The sequence below is a fragment of the Sphingorhabdus sp. genome, from assembly GCF_044239045.1.
In the GTDB taxonomy this organism is placed as follows: domain Bacteria; phylum Pseudomonadota; class Alphaproteobacteria; order Sphingomonadales; family Sphingomonadaceae; genus Sphingorhabdus_B.
Map to the genome: position 1 here is coordinate 1 of NZ_JBIICD010000005.1, position 17,939 is coordinate 17,939.

Sequence of the window (17,939 nt, forward strand, 5' to 3'; positions counted from 1 at the left end):
CCCGAGAGCTTGAGGAAGAAACTGGCTATCGTGCCGACCATTTGGAAATCATGGGCGAGTATTTCTCGTCACCCGGCATGGTTAGCGAGAGCTTCTCGCTCGTCCGCGCGCATGGCCTGACAAAAGTAAGTGACGGCGGCGGTGTTGATGGCGAAAATATCATCGTCCACCGCATTGCTTTGGCAGATTTGTCGCATTTTGTTCAGGAAAAGCGCGCTGAAGGTTGCGTCATAGACGTCAAGCTGCTGATGCTGCCTGGAATGATCGCTTAACGGAAGTTATCCGCATAGGTCTGAAGCTTCAGCGTTTTAGGCGGTGTTGGAATAAAGGTCGCCGTTATTCCTTTCTTCTCCGCAAAAGCCCGCGCGGCATCAAGACTTGGGAAGGTCAATTGCACTTGCGATTGCGTATCGCCAGAGCCCGCCCAACCCATCAAAGGGTCCGCTTTTCGGGGCTCTGCCGGCACATATTCCAGCACCCATTCACGGCGTCCACTGCCTGACTGCATAGCATTTTTGGGGCGTTGAAAAATACGGGCGGACATATTGCGTTTCCTGACGGTTAATTCGGCAACGCCTTGCCCGAACAGCATCTGAGTCGTCAAGCGTTGCGGGGCGTATCGCGCGCTTGTGCTTTTTTCGTCTTAAGGCTGGCGACGCCCTCCCATGGCGCGTCGGGCCAGCTATGCTTTGGATAACGGCCGCGCATTTCTTTGGCGACATCCCGCCAGCTTCCGCGCCAAAATTCGGGCAGATTGCGTGTGGTCTGGATAGGACGACCTGCCGGCGAGGTTAGGCTGAGAACGAGCGGTATGCGCTCAACGCCCACCACCGGGTGCGTATCAAGCCCAAACAAAGCCTGGACCCGCAGTTCCACCGTTGGGCCGGCTTCGGCTGCATAATCGATATCATGTTCGGTTCCGGCGGGACTTTTGAAGGACGCGGGTGCAATTTGATCGATACGAGACCGCACATCCCATCCCAGCAAATTGTCCAGAGCTTGTGCCAAACCCGATGGCGCAACGTCACGCAAGCGGTTCACCTTCCCAAGCAAAGGCAAAAGCCATTGTTCGGCGCTTTGCGCCAAAGCATCGTCGCCGAGCACGGCAATACCGGCAAAGAGCGCACGTTCCCGAAGCGCGCGGGCCGAAACCGACCAAGGCAGAACATCGATCCCCATGTCTTGCACGGCGGCTAACAATGCATTGGCAACGGCCTGAGGGTCCGGTTTTTCAATGCGTCCCTCGCTCAGCACAATCGCACCAAGCCGCCGCTGCACCCGTGCCTCCACGCGGTCAGCATTTTTGTCGTAAGACAATATTTCCTGACCGATAATGCGATGCCCAAATCGACCGATAAGTTCCGGCTCGGTCAATGCCGCCGCCGACAAGATCCGCGCGCCGGATGCTGCGCCTTGCACATCGGCCACGGCAAGCCACTCCTCCCGCGCGAGCGGTGAAGCAGCGTCAAGCTGCAGCCCGCGCCCCATTGCGCTGATCCATTTCTCGCCCTTGGAATCGCGCCGTTTCGCAATACGCTCTGGAAATGCTGTGGCGATCAGACCGCCGATACTCAAAGGCGCGCCTCGGCCTTTATCGTCACAAAGCCGCGCAATGCGTTTTGCTAACTTGCGGGCAGCTTCTGCCTTAGGACCGCTTTCGCGCGTGAAGCGTTCAAAGCGTGCGTCAATGTCCTCACTTTGTCCGCCCAAGCCGCGCTCTTGCAGCAGAACCGCCAAGATCGCTGCGTCCTCCGCTTGCCCGCTATGGGCGGCGGTCGCGACCATATGCGCAAGGTTCGGCGGTAGTGGCAGGTTGGCAAGCGCGGTTCCGTGCGGCGTGATCCGGCCTTGCGCATCGAGCGCACCAACCGACAAAAGCAACTTGCGCGCTTGCTGCACCGCGGCAGCAGGTGGCGGATCAAGCCAACGGAGTTTCGCCGGGTCGTTCTCGCCCCAACGCGCGCAATCGAGCAACAAAGGCGCAAGGTCGCTCTCAAGAATCTCCGGCGGGTCGAACGGCGGCAGTCCCCCATTTCCCGCTTCCTCCCAAAGTCGATAGGCTATCCCCGCCTCTTGCCGCGCGGCACGCCCAGCGCGCTGTGTTGCGGCGGACAGGCTTGCGCGCTCGGTTACCAACCGCGTGACGCCAGCCGCTTGGTCAAAGCGCGCGCGTCGTGCAAGGCCGCTGTCGACCACGACACGCACTCCGTCGATGGTCAGGCTGGTTTCCGCAATGTTTGTAGCAAAAATGACCTTGCGGCGTCCTTGCGCGTCACGGCGGACCGCAAGCCGCTGTGCCACTGGGTCAATCTGACCATGCAGCTTGTGCACCACGATATCAGCACCGCAATCGCCCAAAGCGTCAAAGGCACGATCAATCTCACGCACGCCGGGCAGGAATGCCAATATGTCGCCCTGCTGCTCCGACAGCGCCTGACGCAATATGCGTACCATATCGGTCTCAATCGGCAGTTCGGTCCTGCGGCCAACATAAAGATATTCCAAAGGCCATCTTTTGCCTTCACTTTCCAGTACAGGCGCGTTGTCCATCAACGTGGAAAAACGAGATCCATCGAGCGTAGCCGACATTGCCACCACGCGCAGATCAGGCCGAAAGGCCGCTTGCGCCTCTAGCGCGAGTGCCAGACCAAAATCGCTATCGATGCTGCGTTCGTGGACTTCATCAAATAACACAGCCGATATGCCTGACAGCTCAGGATCACTGATAATCCGATTGCGAAAAATGCCCTCGGTCATCACCAATATACGGGTATTTGAGCCATGCTTGCTATCCAGCCGTGTCGCGTAACCGACGCGTCCGCCGACTGTTTCGCCCAAATTTTCTGCTATCCGTTCCGCCGCCATGCGCGCGGCCAAGCGGCGCGGCGACAGCAACAGGATCTGGCCATTACAATAAGGCTCATCCAACAAGGCAGGCGCAACCATACTGGTTTTACCCGCACCCGGCGGAGCAATAAGAACAGCATTGGGCGCCGCGCGCAAAGATGACAGCAAATCGGGCATAACCGCCATGACGGGCAATGCTTCGGTCATGTTCAGCGCGGACGGCACCGCTTCGCCCATCAATATGCGCGGGCTATTGCGAATTCTACTGCCTCAGTCAGCGCAGATTTGGCTTCGCCTGCCGGGAAATGCGCAATCGCATCAATCGCCCGCTGACCATAATGCCGCGCCCGATCCAAGGTATCGTCAATGGCACGATGCGCACGCAACAATGTGCAGGCGTGCGCCAAATCGGCGTCGCTCACCCGGTTGCCAAGCATCGCATCGCGCCAGAATTTCTGCTCTTCGGCATTGCCACGGCAATGCGCGAGGATGACGGGCAGTGTAACCTTGCCATCGCGGAAATCGTCGCCACTGTCCTTGCCCATAGTCGCGCCATCGGAGACATAGTCGATGGTATCATCCACCAACTGAAACGCAATGCCAAGATTGCGGCCATATGCATCCAGCGCCATTTCCTGTGCTTCGCCGCTTTCGGCGACAACAGCGGATATCCGGCACGCAGCAGCAAACAATGCCGCCGTTTTCGAACCAATGATGTCGAGATATTTTTCCTCTGTCGTCGAAATCTGCCGCTGTGCGGTCAACTGGTTGACTTCGCCCTCTGCGATAACTGCCGATGCGTTCGATAGGATTTTAAGAACCTTAAGCGAACCATCCTCAACCATCAGCTCAAACGAACGGCTGAACAGAAAGTCGCCGACGAGTACAGCCGCTGGGTTACCAAAGATCAGGTTCGCAGCAGTCTTGCCACGTCGCATATCGCTGCCGTCGACAACATCATCATGCAGCAAGGTTGCGGTGTGAATAAACTCTACAGCGGCGGCCAATTTGTGATGACGTTCGCCAGGATAATCTAGCAACTGCGCACAGGCCAAAGTGAGCATAGGCCGCATACGTTTGCCGCCGCCAGCAATCAAATGACCAGCCAGTTCGGGAATAAGAGGAATTTCGGACTGCATTCGGTCCAGAATGACCGTGTTGACCTTATTCATGCCCGGCGCGACCAATTTTAAGATTGGATCGAGCGAGGGCGCCTGATGTCCGCCGATTTTGTGGATAGTTGCCGTCATAATCTGATCGCTGTGACGCGCACAGCGAGGATAGGCAAGTGCAAATGGCGTATTTTCCCTTGTCCGTTGCGGTCAATATCGGCACAGATGGCATCAATGAACGACGCAGACACTCTCGCCCGCTATCGCGACAGCATCGATAACATTGATGCTGCGCTGGTTTTTATGCTCGCCGAACGGTTCAAAATAACGCAGGCGGTGGGCGAGTTTAAAGCGAAGTCATCACTGCCACCTGCAGACCCAGCACGTGAAGAACGGCAGATACAGCGGCTTCGGCAATTGGCACGCGACGCGAAACTTGACCCTGATTTCACCGAGAAATTTCTGCGTTTCATCATTGATGAAGTCATCCGCCACCACCAGCAAATCCGCGACGAAAACTAATCAGCTTATTGCTTTTGGTAAGCGTAGTCTGACCAAAAGTCCGCCGAGATCCTCGCTTTTTTCCAGCGTGATAACCCCGCCATAAATTTCGACAACATCGCGGACAATCGCAAGGCCAAGACCTGTGCCGGGCTTGCCGGTATCCAACCGCGCACCGCGATCAAACAATTGCTCACGCTCACCTTCTGGGATGCCTTGTCCGTCATCCTCAATGACCATTTCCACAAAATCACCTGCATCCTCGACCGTTACAAACACGCTGCCACCGCCATATTTGGCGGCGTTTTCGATCAGGTTACCAAGCATTTCATCAAGATCCTGCCGCTCCACCCGTGCTGCAATTGCCTTATCTCCGGCCATATCGAGTCGGACATGCGCATAGAGACGGCCTACCGCGCGTTCGACCGATTCCAAACTGCCCCAGACCGCCGCACGGCTTTGGCTGTGGCCTAGGCGGCCAACGGCGCGGGCGCGGGCCAAATGGTGATCCACCTGACGCCGCATCGTTGTGGCTTCGCGAATAACAGTTTCCGATATATCGGGGGCTTTCGCGGTCGCGCTATTCATGATGACCGTTAACGGCGTCTTCAGCGCATGCGCGAGGTTGCCCGCATGACGGCGCGATTCCTCCGCCTGTTTCTCATTATGGTCGAGCAAGGCGTTCAGTTCATTGACCATCGGCATCACTTCATCGGGCAAGGCATCGGTCACCCGGCTTTCCTTACCGCTGCGCATCTGCGCAATCGCCATGCGCACCGCGCGCAGCGGCCATAGCCCATAAAATGTCTGCAACGCCGCCAAAATGATGAGGCCAAGTGCCAACAGAAGGAAGCTTGTTACCAATACCGACCGCAATTCTTGGATCTGCCCATCAAGGCTATTGCGGCTTTGCGCGACCATGAATGTCCAAGCGACATCGGAGTCCGGAAGTTTTATCGAGCGCTCTGCGATGCGCAGCGGCTCGTCGGGAAATTCATTACTGTTGCGAAAATGAACCGCCTGATCCTTGTGGTGAGCGGGCGGATTAAGCGCGCGGTCCCACAAAGAGCGAGAGGGGAATGGCGTCGTGTTTTTGCCGGTAATCTGCCAGTAAAGTCCGCTGTTCGGCTCCAAAAATCGTTGGTCGCCCAAAGGCCGGTTCATCCGGATTTCACCATCCGGGCCGATTTCCGCCGAGGCAATCATCGCGGTCAGGACATATTCGAGCTGGGTATCAAAATTCTGTTCAACCGAATTGGTCAACACGCGGTCCAGTGCCGCGCCCCCGCCGATCAGCAAAATCGTAATCCAAGCAGCCGCCGTCAGGATCATCCGGCGGGTAAGCGATCCAGTGCTTTGGAATTGGCTGCGCCACGTTGGCTGCTTTGGTAAGGACATAATCGCGACTGGCAGCCTCAGCTCACCGGTTCCTCTAGGCTGTAACCAAGGCCTCTAATCGTCGAAATAACGCCCTGCCCCAGTTTCTTGCGAATACGGGTCACGAAAACTTCAATGGTGTTAGAATCGCGGTCGAAATCCTGATCATAAATATGTTCGATCAGTTCCGTCCGTGAGACAACCTTGCCCTTGTGGTGCATCAGGTAGGACAGCAGCTTATATTCTTGCGCCGTCAGCTTCACAGGTTGACCATCAAGCGTCACACGGCCCGAACGCGTATCCAACCGAACATCGCCGACATTCAACTCGCTCGACGCATTACCCGACGCGCGGCGGATCAGCGCGCGCAACCGTGCAATCAATTCTTCGGTCTGGAACGGCTTGGCGAGATAATCATCGGCGCCCGCATCAAGGCCAGCGACCTTGTCCGACCAGCTATCTCGGGCCGTCAGCACCAACACGGGGAATTTCCTGCCTTCTTTGCGCCAGCGATCAAGAACGGTTAGCCCATCAATTTCAGGTAAACCCAAATCAAGAATGACGGCGTCATAATTTTCGTTGGAGCCCATATAATGGCCATCCTCACCGTCAACTGAGAGATCAACGGCGTAGCCAGCGCCTTCAAGCGTTGACTTGAGCTGCTTGCCCAAATTGGGCTCGTCTTCCACGATCAATATGCGCATGCCGTTCCCTTATAATGTCAATAATTGTATCCCGATGTGGCTAGCAGATTTGTATGCCGCCACAAAATCCTATCACCGCTGCCGCAGCACACTTCCCGTCCGTCCATCGACATCGACGAAGATGACGCGGTCACGGTCAATAAACTTCAGCCGATATACTTGAGCCGTCGGGTCGTATTCTGGACCCAGATATTGCATCCCGCGCATACGCGGCACAATATTTGCCTCAATCTCCCGCAAGGATTTGACCTTGCCAGCCCGCATATCCTGCCGTGCCTCATTCTGCTCCCCCCGACGCGGATCGGCCGCAACGGGGCTAAGCAAAGCGATACTTACAAGCATAGAGATAAAGACAGGACGGTTGATCATCATCGCCCCCTAAGCGTGCAGCATTGAACGCACAGTGAATGGCGCGCCGAGGTTGCGCGTCCGGTGACATGCAAAATCCATTATTTCACCATTTCAAATGTAAACGACATGCTTGCCGCAACGCTAAGTTCGCCCGGCGAAATCGGCGTTGTTTTTTCCGCCGCTACGTCCATTGAACGCACAGCCATGGGCACTGGCATAAAGCCCCGCCCTTGATCATTTTCTTCGACGCGCAACACGCGAACGTCTGTGTAGCCAGCCTTGCGCGCCAGGCTCCGCGCACGGGTCATGGCCGTGGCCCATACCTTATCTCGCGCTGCTTCCTGAAAACTGCTGTCGTCATCGATACCAAATAATGGCCCATTGAAACTGGTCGCGCCATCAACCGCAAGCGCGTCAAGGAACGCGCCTAGCTTCTTTAAGTCGCGTAACTTGGCATTGACCATGTTCGACGCCTGATAGCCCTTAAAAACCTGCTGTCCGTCGCGATAGTCAAATTGCTGGTTCAGACTAATTTGTGTGGTCTGGATGTCACGATTCGCAATGCCAAGCATCTTCAGCCGCGCAACCACCGACGCCATTTGCATATTATTGGCGCGGACCGCGGCGCTTGCCGTTGGCGCCATTGTTTGAACGCCGGTTGAAAAAGTGGCAATGTCCGGCGGGGTTTCAACCGTTTCTGAAATTGTCAGGTCAATAACCGGGTTGGCGGTGGTAACATGCACCTCAGTTGCCATCGCGCCGCTGGGCGTCATCCCGTTCGTTGCTAAAAATGCTGCAAAAATCAATTTACGCATGTCAAACTCCCGTTCTACGCCAACTGCTTAGATTGCAGTACGGCGGGCCCAATCGATATAGGCACGGCGAAGCTGAACGGTTGCCGAACCGGGTTGGCCGTTGCCGATTATTTGTCCATTAATCTGCACCACGGGCATCACAAAGCCTGAGGCCGACGACACAAAGGCTTCAGCAGCTTGCTCGGCCTCGCTTATGGAAAAGGGCCGCTCTTCTATGCGTTGCGCGACAAGCGGAAGCACGGAAGCGCGGGTAATGCCGTGTAAAATTTCACGGTTAAGTGGGTGCGTGATCAGAATCCCATCATGCGTGATGATATGTGCGTTTTGCGCGCTGCCTTCGGTGATCCAGCCATTGCGCTCCATCCAAGCATCGTCCGCGCCGCGCGCTATCGCCTCGTTTTTCATCATGGAAGCATACAGCAGCTGCGTCGTTTTGATGTCCGCCCTGCCCCATCGCAAATCTGGCATCGTGATCACCCGAATGCCACGTTGTGCCGATGGGTTGTCAGCGAGTGCACGGGATTGGGTGAAGGCAAGGACCGTGGGCGGCGTTTCGGCGGAAGGAAATATAAAGTCGCGGTCTTCGGGTGCCCCGCGTGTAACCTGCCAATAGATCATGCCTTCTTCGAGGTTGTTGCGCGCAACAAGTTCGCGGCAAATTGCAAGCCAGCCATCCGCATCAGGCGCGCCGTTTATGCCAATTTCACCAAGTGAGCGGGCAAGGCGCTGCACATGGCCGCCAAAATCAACGAGTTTGCCGTCCAGTACGGACACAACCTCGTAAACAGCATCCGAAAACAGAAAGCCTCGGTCGAATACCGACACTTTGCCTTCAGTTTCAGGGGTATATTTTCCGTTCAGGTATATTATGCGCATAAGAGGGCTTTGCTTGAAGCTTCTCCCATCGTCAACATCCACATTGTCATGCCCGCGAAAGTGGCAATGACAAAAGACGGCAGATCGACAATCTGGCTTGCCCCTGCCCTTGCTACCCCCTATCCGCCAGCCCATATGTCGCAACCTCCAATCTTCGCCTTCGAAAATCTCGCGCTCCAGCAAGGTGGCGGCTGGCTGTTTCAAGATATTGATTTGTTCATCGGCGCGCGCGATCGGTTGGCGCTGATTGGTCGCAATGGAGCTGGCAAAACGACGTTGATGAAGCTGGTGGCGGGAACCGTCGAAGCGGACAAGGGCAACCGCGTCGTTGTGCCTGGCACCAACATCGTGATGCTCGAACAAGACCCTGACGTCAGCGCTTATGACCGGCTGGTCGATTTCGCCATTCATGGTGCAAAAGGTCCGCCCGAATATGCGGTGCGGGCGATTGCTGACCAATTGGGTATAAATTTGGACCGTGAGGCCAAAACCGCAAGCGGTGGCGAGAAACGCCGCGCCGCCATCTGCCGCGCGCTGGCAAGTGAGCCTGACCTGTTGCTGCTCGACGAACCAACCAATCATCTGGATCTTGCTGCGATTGAATGGCTGGAGGAATGGTTGACGCGCTATCGCGGGGCATTCATGGTAATCAGCCATGACCGGACGTTTTTGACGCGGCTAACGCGGCAGACATTCTGGCTGGATCGCGGACTGCTGCGCCGCAATGAAATCGGCTTTGGCGGTTATGACGCATGGACCGAACGCGTCTTTGCCGAGGATGCGCGCAATGCCGACCGCCTAGATGCCAAGTTAAAGATTGAGGCGCATTGGCTGGAACGCGGCGTCACTGCGCGCCGCAAGCGTAACCAGGGCCGATTGGCCAAGCTCTGGGAAATGCGCGCCGCCCGTGCCGCGATGATTGGCCCGCAAGGGACAGCCAAGCTCGCTGCCGCCAGCGACGACAGCAAAACCAAAACAGTCATCAGCGCGCTAAATGTCGGCAAAAGCTTTGGCGACCGGACGATCATTAAGGATTTCACGCTCCGCATTCAACGCGGTGACCGTATTGGCATAGTCGGCGCAAATGGCACGGGCAAAACAACGCTTATCCGCATGCTGACGGGCGAGACTGAACCCGACACTGGCAGCATCACTTTGTCACCGACGCTAACGGGCATCGTCATTGACCAGCAACGCAAATTGCTCACGCCCGAAAAACGCGTGCGCGATGTGTTGGCCGATGGCAGCGACTGGATTGATGTGCGCGGCGTGCGCAAACATGTGCAGGGTTATCTCAAGGAATTCCTATTCGATCCCGCGTTGATTGAGGCGCGGATTGGTTCCTTATCTGGAGGCGAGCAATCGCGCATTTTGCTCGCGCGCGAATTTGCGCGCGAGGCCAATTTGCTGGTGCTGGACGAACCGACCAACGACCTTGATCTGGAAACGCTTGATCTGCTGCAGGAGGTTATCGCCGATTATGACGGCACGGTTTTGATCGTCAGCCACGACCGTGATTTTCTCGACCGAACGGTCAATTTGACGCTAGGTTTGGACGGTTCAGGCCATGTCGATATCATCGCCGGCGGATATGCCGACTGGGAAGAAAAACGCGACAAGCGAGACAAGCCTGCCGTCAAGAAGGTGGAAAAAACCGTTTCAACAGAGCCCGTCTCTGCGGCCCCATCAGCGCCCAAGAAGGTCAAGCTAACCTACAAAGACCAGCGCGACTATGACCTTCTGCCATCGCGCATCACAGAAATTGACGCCGAAATTGCGGCGGCAGAGAAGGAAATGAGCGACCCGGCTTTGTACACACAAAAACCTGCACGCTTTGCCGAACTAACCACCAAGACCGAAAGTCTACGCGCCGAAAAGGATGCCGCAGAGGAACGCTGGTTAGAATTGGCGATGATGGTCGAAGATTCCGTATCCTAGCCGGGGATGCGGTAAAATGCCGCGAGTCGATCCAGCGCAATTTTTAGCACGATCTTGCCTGACCGCACAGGCCATGACATCTCGCGCTCCGCAGCGGGAATGCTTTCCCCAACACAAATGACGCGCCAAGCAATATCCGACAAATCAGGCCCAAGCGCGATCAGCGCGCTGTCAAAGCGGTGCTTGGCCTGCATCATCCGTTCCGTGCGGTTCAGCCCCGATGGCGCGCTGCGTTTTTGACGGCTAGGCGGGATATTCTCCCACGACATTGTCACATGCGGTCCAAGTGCGGCGGATTCATAATCCCCGCGCAATGTCTCGCCTGCCAACATTTGTCGGTTCGACAAATGGCCCCGCGCGTGCAGCCAGGACAAAGGTGATTCCGATAGGTTAATCGTCACGCTGCGGTGGGTAGCAAGACTTTCTGCCACTGGATGTTCAACCAGCATGCGTGGATCGTGAAATTTTCGGTTCGAATGGGATTTGGCGGGCATCTTCAATCTCCTTGGATTGTTCGAATCACCCTTGCCATGTGGTAAATATTGTAGGATAGAAAAAACCTATTTGGTAATGGAGTGTTCCGTGCAAAGTCGAATTCGCGATGTCCGAAGGGCCAAGGGCCTAACACTTGCCGATGTGGCCGAACGCTGCAATCCACCGACAACGGCACAAACCATCGGCCGCCTCGAAACAGGCATGCGGGTGTTGTCGCTCATCTGGATTAACCGCATTGCCGATGCTTTGGGTGTGGATTCGAGCGATCTTGTTGCCCTGCCTGACCAACAATATCTGCCCGTCGCGGCTGTGCTGCATGAAGATGGAACTTATGCGCCGACACAGGAGGAACGCATCATGGTTCCGAATATCGGCGGCAGCATGGTCGGACTTCGGATTGCGGCGGCAATAGGGGAATATCGGCGCGGTGATGAATTATGGCTTGAACAGCTTCAACCCGACGATTTTACCTCTGCGCTGAATTTGGACGTCCTTGTGCCAAGACCCGGTGGACGGTTCATATTTGGCCGCTTGCTTGGCCGGGATGCAGGCAAACTACATCTTCTGCCTTTAGAGGCAGGCGCACGTCAGCAGGTCGTGGCCGACCCAGCCTGGATTGCCAAAGCCGTCCGGCTCGTCCGCAAATTATAACCGTTAAGGCTGCGCGCCGAAGTCTGCGCCTATCCGCTCCGCCTTCGACCCTGTGCCTTCGTCGGTTGGGACGAAGCTATGTGATCCAACTTTGAGCCAAATCAGGATCGGTGCCGCCTGATAGATGGACGAGTAAGTTCCAACGACAATGCCAAATGCCATTGCCATGCTGAAACCAAAGATGACGTCAGGTCCAAACAGCACCAGCACGATCAGCGGCAGCGAAATGGATACGCTGGTCATCACTGTGCGGGACAAGGTTTCATTGACTGAAAGATTGAGCAGCGACGCCATTTCCATTTTGCGGAACTTCATCAGGTTTTCGCGGATTCGATCGTAAATCACGACGGTATCATTCAAGGAATAGCCGATGATGGTCAGCAACGCCGCAATGATGTTCAGGTCAAACTCCCACCCCGTAAGTGAAAATAGCCCGAAGGTAAGCGTTACGTCGTGAACCAGCGACCAGATTGCGCCGACACCAAACTGCCATTCGAAGCGGAACCAGATATAGATCGAAACCCCCGCCATTGCCGCCAAAAGTGCCAATATACCCTTGCCGAATAATTCCTCTGAAACCTTGCCGGATACCGAGTCCACGCCGTCAATCCGAACGTCCGAGTGATCGGCCTTCAACTTGCTGGTGATTTTCTCCGCCATCGCATTGGCTAGCTCCGGGTTCTTATCCGCACCTTCTGGCAATTTCATGCGGATTGAAACCTGATTTTCAGCGCCGAAACGCTGAATTGTCGGATCGCCGTAACCAAGGCTACCTACTGACTCGCGCAACTCGGTCACAGGCGCCGTGGCGCTTTGCGTGAACGTTGCGCGGATCATCTGGCCACCAATAAAATCGACGCCAAAATTAAGGCCCTTCGTTGCGACCAAGCCTACCGATGCCGCCATCAGAACCAAGCTGATCGCAAAGGCCCATACGCGCCATTTGAGAAAATCGATGTTGGTGTCATCACGAACGAGTTTGAGCAGTTTCATGGCAATATCCTCAAATCGTCAATTCAGTGGGGCGCGTGCGCTTCACCCAGAGCGATACCCACATGCGGGTGATCGTAACGGCGGTAAACACGGATGTAACGATGCCGATCATCAAAACCACGGCAAATCCGCGAATAGGCCCCGACCCGAAAATGAAAAGCAAAACCGCAGCGATAACGTTAGTGCTGTTTGCGTCGAAAATCGCACGGCTCGCTTCTTTGTACCCAAACTCGATCGCCTGCACCACACGGCGGCCACGTTTCAGTTCTTCGCGGATGCGTTCGTTAATCAGCACGTTCGCGTCAACCGCCGCACCAATCGTCAGAACAAAGCCCGCAATCCCCGGCAAAGTCAGCGTGGCGTTCGCAACGCCCATAACGCCCAAGATCATCAAAATGTTGATGACCAACGCAATATTAGCATACATGCCGAAACGGCCGTAAACGAGGAACATCAGCACCAGAATAGCGGTTGTACCGATGACCGCGGCTAGCACCCCGCGGCGGATGGAGTCAGCGCCAAGGTCTGGACCGACCGAACGTTCCTCGACGATGGTCAAATCCACCGGCAATGCACCCGAGCGCAGCGAGATCGATAAGGCGTTAGCGCTTTCGGTCGTGAAGCTGCCCGAAATCTGAGAAACGCCGCCGAAAATCGGTTCCCGAATTTGCGGTGCGGAGATGACTTGGCCGTCGAGCACAATCGCGAACAATTTGTTCACATTTTGCTGTGTCATACGGGCAAATTTCTGTCCGCCCTCGGAATCAAACTGGATGGTCACGGCAGGCTCATTGGTCTGCGGATCAAATGTTGGGTCAGCCTTAACCAATTTGTCGCCCGATATCCCGCCCAAGCGGCGCACCGCGATATACGGCAATCCCGTTGGATTGTCTGGATAGGGCAGAACTTGGCTACCAACGCGAGCTTTGCCTTGCGCGGTTTGATCGGGGTCAGCTTGTTCATCGACCAGCTTGAATTCAAGCTTAGCTGTCTTACCAATCAAAGCCTTCAACGCTTCTGGATCCTCCAACCCAGGAACCTGAACGACGATGCGGTTCTCACCCTGACGAATGATCGTCGGCTCCAACGTGCCAAGCGCGTTAATACGGCGGTCAATGACGTCCTTGGCCGTATCCATGGCTTGATCAAGCGCTGTTTCGTCGCCAGAGCTTGCTGGTGACAGAATAATGCGATTGCCATTGTTTACGCCGATATTCCAATCTCGCGTTCCCGTAGCATTGCTGATGAGCGGCAAGATCACTTCACGCGCAGCGTCCACCTTGGACATGTCAGTGACATTAAAACTCAATTCGCCTTCACTGCGCGAGACATCCGCAATCGCGATTTGCGGATTGGCGCGGCGTAGCGCTGTGCGAACGCTGTCCTCCAAAGCCTCAAGCCGTGCCTCTGCAAGTTGCGACGTGTCTGCCTCAAGCAAGATGTGACTACCGCCGGCAAGGTCGAGACCCAGGTTGATCGTCGGGGTCGGCACAAATTGTGCAAGCTGCGCGCGCATTGCTGTCGGCAGCAGGCTAGGAATGGCAAAGGCCACTCCGACGATAATCAAGGTGTTGAGCATCCATACGCGCCAACGGGGAAAATCAAGCATAGATTGGTTCCGAACGAACTATGAAGGCAATATCTGGGATAAGCGGCAGAGCCGTTCAAGCCCGACGGTTAATCATTCGCGGCTTTCGCATTGCGCGGCTGCACGTTGGCAATGGTCGATTTAACCGCCTTCACCCGCACATTTGGCGCAATTTCAACTTCAACATATTCGTCGGCTACTTTGGTCACTTTACCCATCAGGCCGCCAGCAGTTACGACTTCGTCATTCTTCTGCACAGCAGCGATTTTAGCTTCATGTGCCTTTGCGCGCTTTTGCTGCGGACGGATGAGGAAGAGATAGAAAACGACGAAGATGAGCAGGAGCGGGAACAACTGCACGAAAAATGCAGAACCACCAGCACCGCCAGCGGCAGCAATTAAGATAACAGACTCCATGAAAAAACCTCGCACTAATGAAATCGAGCGCCCACTTGCGGCACCATCTGGAAACAATCGGGTGCGATTATCACCTGCACCCTGCCGACGCAACGTCAAAGCTTCTACAGCGCGCTTGCTTTTCCAAAACCACCGCCATATAGGCGCGCTTCCATTGGCCTCGGCGAGGTCATTGGCGGTCGGGACGTAGCGCAGCCTGGTAGCGCATCACACTGGGGGTGTGGGGGTCGCAGGTTCGAATCCTGTCGTCCCGACCAATAATTCACCATAAAATTTCATCGCAAACAACGCGCAAGCGCGCGCTGGCCGTGCGTTTAGCACATTTTACTTTCCTGCAAATAACCTATTTGGTTATTATTTGTTCGAAAGTGAGGGTGTGCCGATGCGTAACAATATTGACGGACTGATTGACGAGCTGATTGCACGTGAGGGCGGCTTTATCGATCATCCTGCCGACAAGGGCGGACCAACGCGCTGGGGCATTACCCAAGCCGTCGCCCGTCGGCATGGCTATATGGGGCAGATGGTAAATCTGCCGCAAAACGTTGCGGCGTTGATTTACAAAAAGCAATATTGGCATGCACCTGCCTTGGATAAAGTGGCAAAGATCGCACCGAGATTAGCAGCAGAGCTATTTGACACTGGCGTCAATATGGGCGTCGGCACAGCAATCGCATTTTTGCAACGCGCGCTAAATGCGCTGAACCGCAATGGCGCGGATTATCCAGACATCGCCGTAGACCGTGGAATCGGCCCCGATACCTTGCGCGCGCTGGAGGCATTTTTGGCCAAGCGCGGGCCAGCAGCAGAGGGCGTTCTAACCAAAGCAATCGATGCATTGCAAGGCGCGCATTATGTCCAATTGGCCGAAGCACGCCCTGCGCAAGAGGCGTTTCTTTATGGCTGGATTAAAAACCGTATTGGTTAATCATTACAAGGAGCATGCCATGTCACTCATCGAAGGTATCATCGGCCCGATTGCGAAGCTGATCGACAAAATCATTCCCGACCCGAAAGCCAGAGATGCGGCAAAGCTCGAACTGATCAAGCTGCAGGGCAGTCAGGAGATGGACGCATTGCGCACCCAATTGTCCGCCGTGTTGGCGGAAGCGCAATCCGCCGACCCATGGACAAGCCGCGCACGGCCAAGTTTCCTCTATGTCATGTATGCGATGCTGCTGTGGGCGATCCCTATGGGGTTAATTGCCGCCATTCAACCGGAGGCAGCGGCCAATATAGCGCGCGGCATGAACGCCTATCTGAACGGCCTGCCAGAGCCTTTATACGCCTTGTTTGGCACTGGCTATCTCGGTTACACTGTTGCCCGCCAATGGGGCATTTCACGCGGGCTGGAAAAATAGTTGCGTAAAGCCAATAACATCCGTTAACTCTATACACCCGTGAGGGTTTTTAGGGACTTAGGAGAACCAAGATGAAGAAATTAGTCGCAACTGTTGCTGCTCTTGCATTTGCAGCATCGCTAACCGCATGTGGCGAAGCTGGTGAAAAGGCTGCCGAAGAAACCGCTGAAGCTGCCGACGCAACTGGCGAAGCTATGGAAGCCGGTGCCGAGAACGCCATGACTGCCGCCGAAGGCGCAGCCGACGCAACCGCAGAGGCCACTGCTGATGCAACCGCCGAAGCTGGCGCAGCTGTTGAAGAAGCTGGCAAGGACATGCAAAAAGCCGCCGAATAATCGGTCGGATTTCCGCATAGAATATCAGCCCGCCCTGCCCACGCGCAGCGGCGGGCTTTTTCGTCGTCGTATACAAGCCTTTGCTGTCATGCCGTCTAAGGGCCAGCGGCACGATGACGGAACAGTCCACAAAAAAGGCGGGGCAACGCACCCCGCCTTTTATTCTCATATTCTCAGTAAACCGCGATAATGCGCGGCTCCACTTTACTCCGCTGGTGCCGCTGCCGCTTTTGGCAGATTGACCGTATCACCCGGATATAACCGCATTGGGTCAGACAATTGCGGATTTGCGGCAATCATCGATTCAACGGCGATACCCTTTCTGATCGCTATTCTGGAAAGGCTGTCACCTTCGGCCACAATGATTTGCTGCGGCGCAACGACAGCGGCTGCAGGTGCCTGTGTAGCGACTGCCGCTGTTGGTGCCGATTGCGTTTTTGGCGCAGCGGCAGGTGCCACAACGGCAACAGGAGCGACCGTTGGCGGCGTGGCGGCACTACCCGAAGCAAGCGATATGACGGCCGCCGATAGTCCTGCGAGAGCCCCAATAACGGCGAAGGCAAGCGCCAGCCGTCCAAATACCGGCAACACCCCGTGTTGGGCAATCGACAGATCCTTACGCAACGAGTCGAGTTGCTCAACAAACCGGCCGCCCTTGTCGTCGATAGCAGTGGCGAGACGCCCTTCAGCTTCCGACACTAATTTCAACTGCTGCGTATTACGTTCGGCCTGCGCACCTACCGTATTCACGGTGTCCACAAGCTGGTGATTTATGTGGGTCGCCACATTGGCCAGCTGATCAAACCGTTTGGAGAAGCTTTGCTCCCAATGAATGAACAGATCGCGCATCGCCTTATGTTCTTGGCTAATCATTGTATGCAATGCCGCCGATTGTTCAGGGGAGAACGCACCGCGTGGCCCTGCATCAGCAGCCGCAGCGGTCCAGCCCGCCACCGAAGCACCACCTGCTGGGTAGAGTTCTTCATTCACAAATTCCCGCACGTCGCGGAACAGACGTTCCCCAGCCGATTTCACGCTGCTGACGGTCAGACCAATGACGAGCGAACCCAACAAACCATAAAGCGACGCCACGAATGCGGTGCCCATGCCCTGCATCGGGCCTTGCAGCTTCACAATCATCGTCGAGAACATCGCGCCGGAATCGCTGCCCGAACCGCCGCCAAGCGCGGCAAACACGCCGGACAATTCGTCCAGCGTTTGCAGCAGACCGATAAACGTTCCGACGAGACCAAGGCCGACATTTCTCTCCGCATCCCATTTGCAAAGATTTACATAACAAGGCGTTTGTCAGGTACCAAATGCATTCTGCGAAAAAACGAAATTATTACATGTAGTTACAAAATCTTACTGCCATAAAGACCGCCTCCGGCGCTTGAAAAAAACCTCTGTGTTGGGCGCACAAGGCAGCCAGCGTCGCCAAGCGGCCACTTCAAACATGGCCTTCGTATTGCGTATCAATAAAAGACGCGTTGAAATTTGGTGCACCCAACTGGATTCGAACCAGTGGCCCCCAGATTAGGAATCTGATGCTCTATCCTGCTGAGCTATGGGTGCATAG

Annotated in this window: 20 protein-coding genes and 2 tRNA genes; 8 read left to right on the forward strand and 14 right to left on the reverse strand. The window is 55.6% G+C overall.

From position 1 onward, the window contains the following. Positions 1-272, forward strand: a 272-nt coding sequence (locus ACILP4_RS02840) for an NUDIX hydrolase (protein ID WP_395619240.1), incomplete at its 5' end; no start/stop codon positions are given. Here the strand turns inward: ACILP4_RS02840 and ACILP4_RS02845 are convergent. Genes ACILP4_RS02845 through ACILP4_RS02855 form a run of 3 tightly spaced genes read right to left on the reverse strand, consistent with a single transcriptional unit; the run spans position 269 to position 4,097 of the window. Beyond that, positions 269-544: an ETC complex I subunit gene (locus ACILP4_RS02845; RefSeq protein WP_395619241.1), complete on the reverse strand. Its 276-nt coding sequence runs from the start codon at positions 542-544 to the stop codon at positions 269-271. The genes ACILP4_RS02840 and ACILP4_RS02845 overlap by 4 nt on opposite strands. Positions 545-600: 56 nt before the next feature. Then, positions 601-3,084, reverse strand: a complete 2,484-nt coding sequence (gene hrpB / locus ACILP4_RS02850; RefSeq protein ID WP_395619242.1) for an ATP-dependent helicase HrpB — start codon at positions 3,082-3,084, stop codon at positions 601-603. Then, complete coding sequence (locus tag ACILP4_RS02855) at positions 3,084-4,097, reverse strand: polyprenyl synthetase family protein (RefSeq protein WP_395619243.1); 1,014 nt, start codon at positions 4,095-4,097, stop codon at positions 3,084-3,086. The genes hrpB and ACILP4_RS02855 overlap by 1 nt, the downstream gene beginning before the upstream one ends. A gap of 96 nt (positions 4,098-4,193) precedes the next feature. Between ACILP4_RS02855 and ACILP4_RS02860 the strand changes: the two genes are divergently transcribed. Beyond that, on the forward strand, positions 4,194-4,481 hold the full coding sequence (locus ACILP4_RS02860; protein WP_395619244.1) for a chorismate mutase: 288 nt from the start codon (positions 4,194-4,196) through the stop codon (positions 4,479-4,481). On the opposite strand, the gene ACILP4_RS02865 is transcribed toward ACILP4_RS02860, so the two are convergent. From ACILP4_RS02865 to ACILP4_RS02885, 5 genes are all read right to left on the reverse strand, one after another. Further along, positions 4,482-5,792: a sensor histidine kinase gene (locus ACILP4_RS02865; protein WP_395619355.1), complete on the reverse strand. Its 1,311-nt coding sequence runs from the start codon at positions 5,790-5,792 to the stop codon at positions 4,482-4,484. It lies immediately after the preceding gene. A gap of 83 nt (positions 5,793-5,875) precedes the next feature. After that, positions 5,876-6,541 (reverse strand): response regulator transcription factor, encoded by a 666-nt coding sequence (locus ACILP4_RS02870; protein ID WP_395619245.1) that lies wholly within the window; start codon positions 6,539-6,541, stop codon positions 5,876-5,878. Between the two features lie 72 nt (positions 6,542-6,613). Then, positions 6,614-6,910 carry a hypothetical protein gene (locus ACILP4_RS02875; RefSeq protein ID WP_395619246.1) on the reverse strand — a complete coding sequence of 99 codons (297 nt, stop codon included), beginning with the start codon at positions 6,908-6,910 and terminating at the stop codon, positions 6,614-6,616. A gap of 80 nt (positions 6,911-6,990) precedes the next feature. Continuing rightward, positions 6,991-7,707 carry an SIMPL domain-containing protein gene (locus ACILP4_RS02880; RefSeq protein ID WP_395619247.1) on the reverse strand — a complete coding sequence of 239 codons (717 nt, stop codon included), beginning with the start codon at positions 7,705-7,707 and terminating at the stop codon, positions 6,991-6,993. A gap of 27 nt (positions 7,708-7,734) precedes the next feature. After that, a complete protein-coding gene (locus ACILP4_RS02885) occupies positions 7,735-8,583 on the reverse strand; it encodes a D-amino-acid transaminase (protein ID WP_395619248.1) in 849 nt (282 codons plus the stop codon). 135 nt (positions 8,584-8,718) lie between these two features. Between ACILP4_RS02885 and ACILP4_RS02890 the strand changes: the two genes are divergently transcribed. Then, positions 8,719-10,521 carry an ABC-F family ATP-binding cassette domain-containing protein gene (locus ACILP4_RS02890; RefSeq protein ID WP_395619356.1) on the forward strand — a complete coding sequence of 601 codons (1,803 nt, stop codon included), beginning with the start codon at positions 8,719-8,721 and terminating at the stop codon, positions 10,519-10,521. Here ACILP4_RS02890 and ACILP4_RS02895 read toward each other — a convergent pair. After that, positions 10,518-11,015: a DUF6456 domain-containing protein gene (locus ACILP4_RS02895; protein WP_395619249.1), complete on the reverse strand. Its 498-nt coding sequence runs from the start codon at positions 11,013-11,015 to the stop codon at positions 10,518-10,520. The two genes, ACILP4_RS02890 and ACILP4_RS02895, sit on opposite strands and share 4 nt — an antisense overlap. A gap of 88 nt (positions 11,016-11,103) precedes the next feature. Here ACILP4_RS02895 and ACILP4_RS02900 point away from each other — a divergent pair, with 88 nt between their 5' ends. Next, a complete protein-coding gene (locus ACILP4_RS02900; protein ID WP_395619250.1) occupies positions 11,104-11,667 on the forward strand; it encodes a helix-turn-helix domain-containing protein in 564 nt (187 codons plus the stop codon). 3 nt (positions 11,668-11,670) lie between these two features. Here ACILP4_RS02900 and secF read toward each other — a convergent pair whose 3' ends face one another. The 3 genes from secF to yajC all read right to left on the reverse strand — a co-directional run bounded on the left by secF (position 11,671) and on the right by yajC (position 14,664). After that, positions 11,671-12,660, reverse strand: a complete 990-nt coding sequence (secF, locus tag ACILP4_RS02905) for a protein translocase subunit SecF (protein WP_395619251.1) — start codon at positions 12,658-12,660, stop codon at positions 11,671-11,673. A 10-nt stretch (positions 12,661-12,670) separates the two neighbouring features. Further along, a complete protein-coding gene (gene secD, locus ACILP4_RS02910) occupies positions 12,671-14,269 on the reverse strand; it encodes a protein translocase subunit SecD (RefSeq protein ID WP_395619252.1) in 1,599 nt (532 codons plus the stop codon). A gap of 68 nt (positions 14,270-14,337) precedes the next feature. Beyond that, positions 14,338-14,664 carry a preprotein translocase subunit YajC gene (gene yajC / locus ACILP4_RS02915; protein WP_395619253.1) on the reverse strand — a complete coding sequence of 109 codons (327 nt, stop codon included), beginning with the start codon at positions 14,662-14,664 and terminating at the stop codon, positions 14,338-14,340. 180 nt (positions 14,665-14,844) lie between these two features. Here yajC and ACILP4_RS02920 point away from each other — a divergent pair. From ACILP4_RS02920 to ACILP4_RS02935, 4 genes are all read left to right on the forward strand, one after another. Continuing rightward, positions 14,845-14,921, forward strand: a tRNA-Pro gene (locus ACILP4_RS02920). Positions 14,922-15,046: 125 nt separating this feature from the next. After that, positions 15,047-15,592, forward strand: coding sequence for a glycoside hydrolase family 108 protein (locus tag ACILP4_RS02925; protein ID WP_395619254.1), 546 nt, complete (start codon positions 15,047-15,049; stop codon positions 15,590-15,592). Between the two features lie 19 nt (positions 15,593-15,611). Further along, positions 15,612-16,025, forward strand: coding sequence for a holin family protein (locus tag ACILP4_RS02930; RefSeq protein WP_395619255.1), 414 nt, complete (start codon positions 15,612-15,614; stop codon positions 16,023-16,025). A 71-nt stretch (positions 16,026-16,096) separates the two neighbouring features. Next, positions 16,097-16,360, forward strand: a complete 264-nt coding sequence (locus ACILP4_RS02935; protein ID WP_395619256.1) for a hypothetical protein — start codon at positions 16,097-16,099, stop codon at positions 16,358-16,360. A gap of 204 nt (positions 16,361-16,564) precedes the next feature. Here the strand turns inward: ACILP4_RS02935 and ACILP4_RS02940 are convergent, their stop codons facing one another. Next, positions 16,565-17,557 (reverse strand): LysM peptidoglycan-binding domain-containing protein, encoded by a 993-nt coding sequence (locus tag ACILP4_RS02940; RefSeq protein WP_395619357.1) that lies wholly within the window; start codon positions 17,555-17,557, stop codon positions 16,565-16,567. A gap of 301 nt (positions 17,558-17,858) precedes the next feature. Continuing rightward, positions 17,859-17,935: transfer RNA gene (locus ACILP4_RS02945), tRNA-Arg, on the reverse strand. Positions 17,936-17,939: the final 4 nt, after the last annotated feature.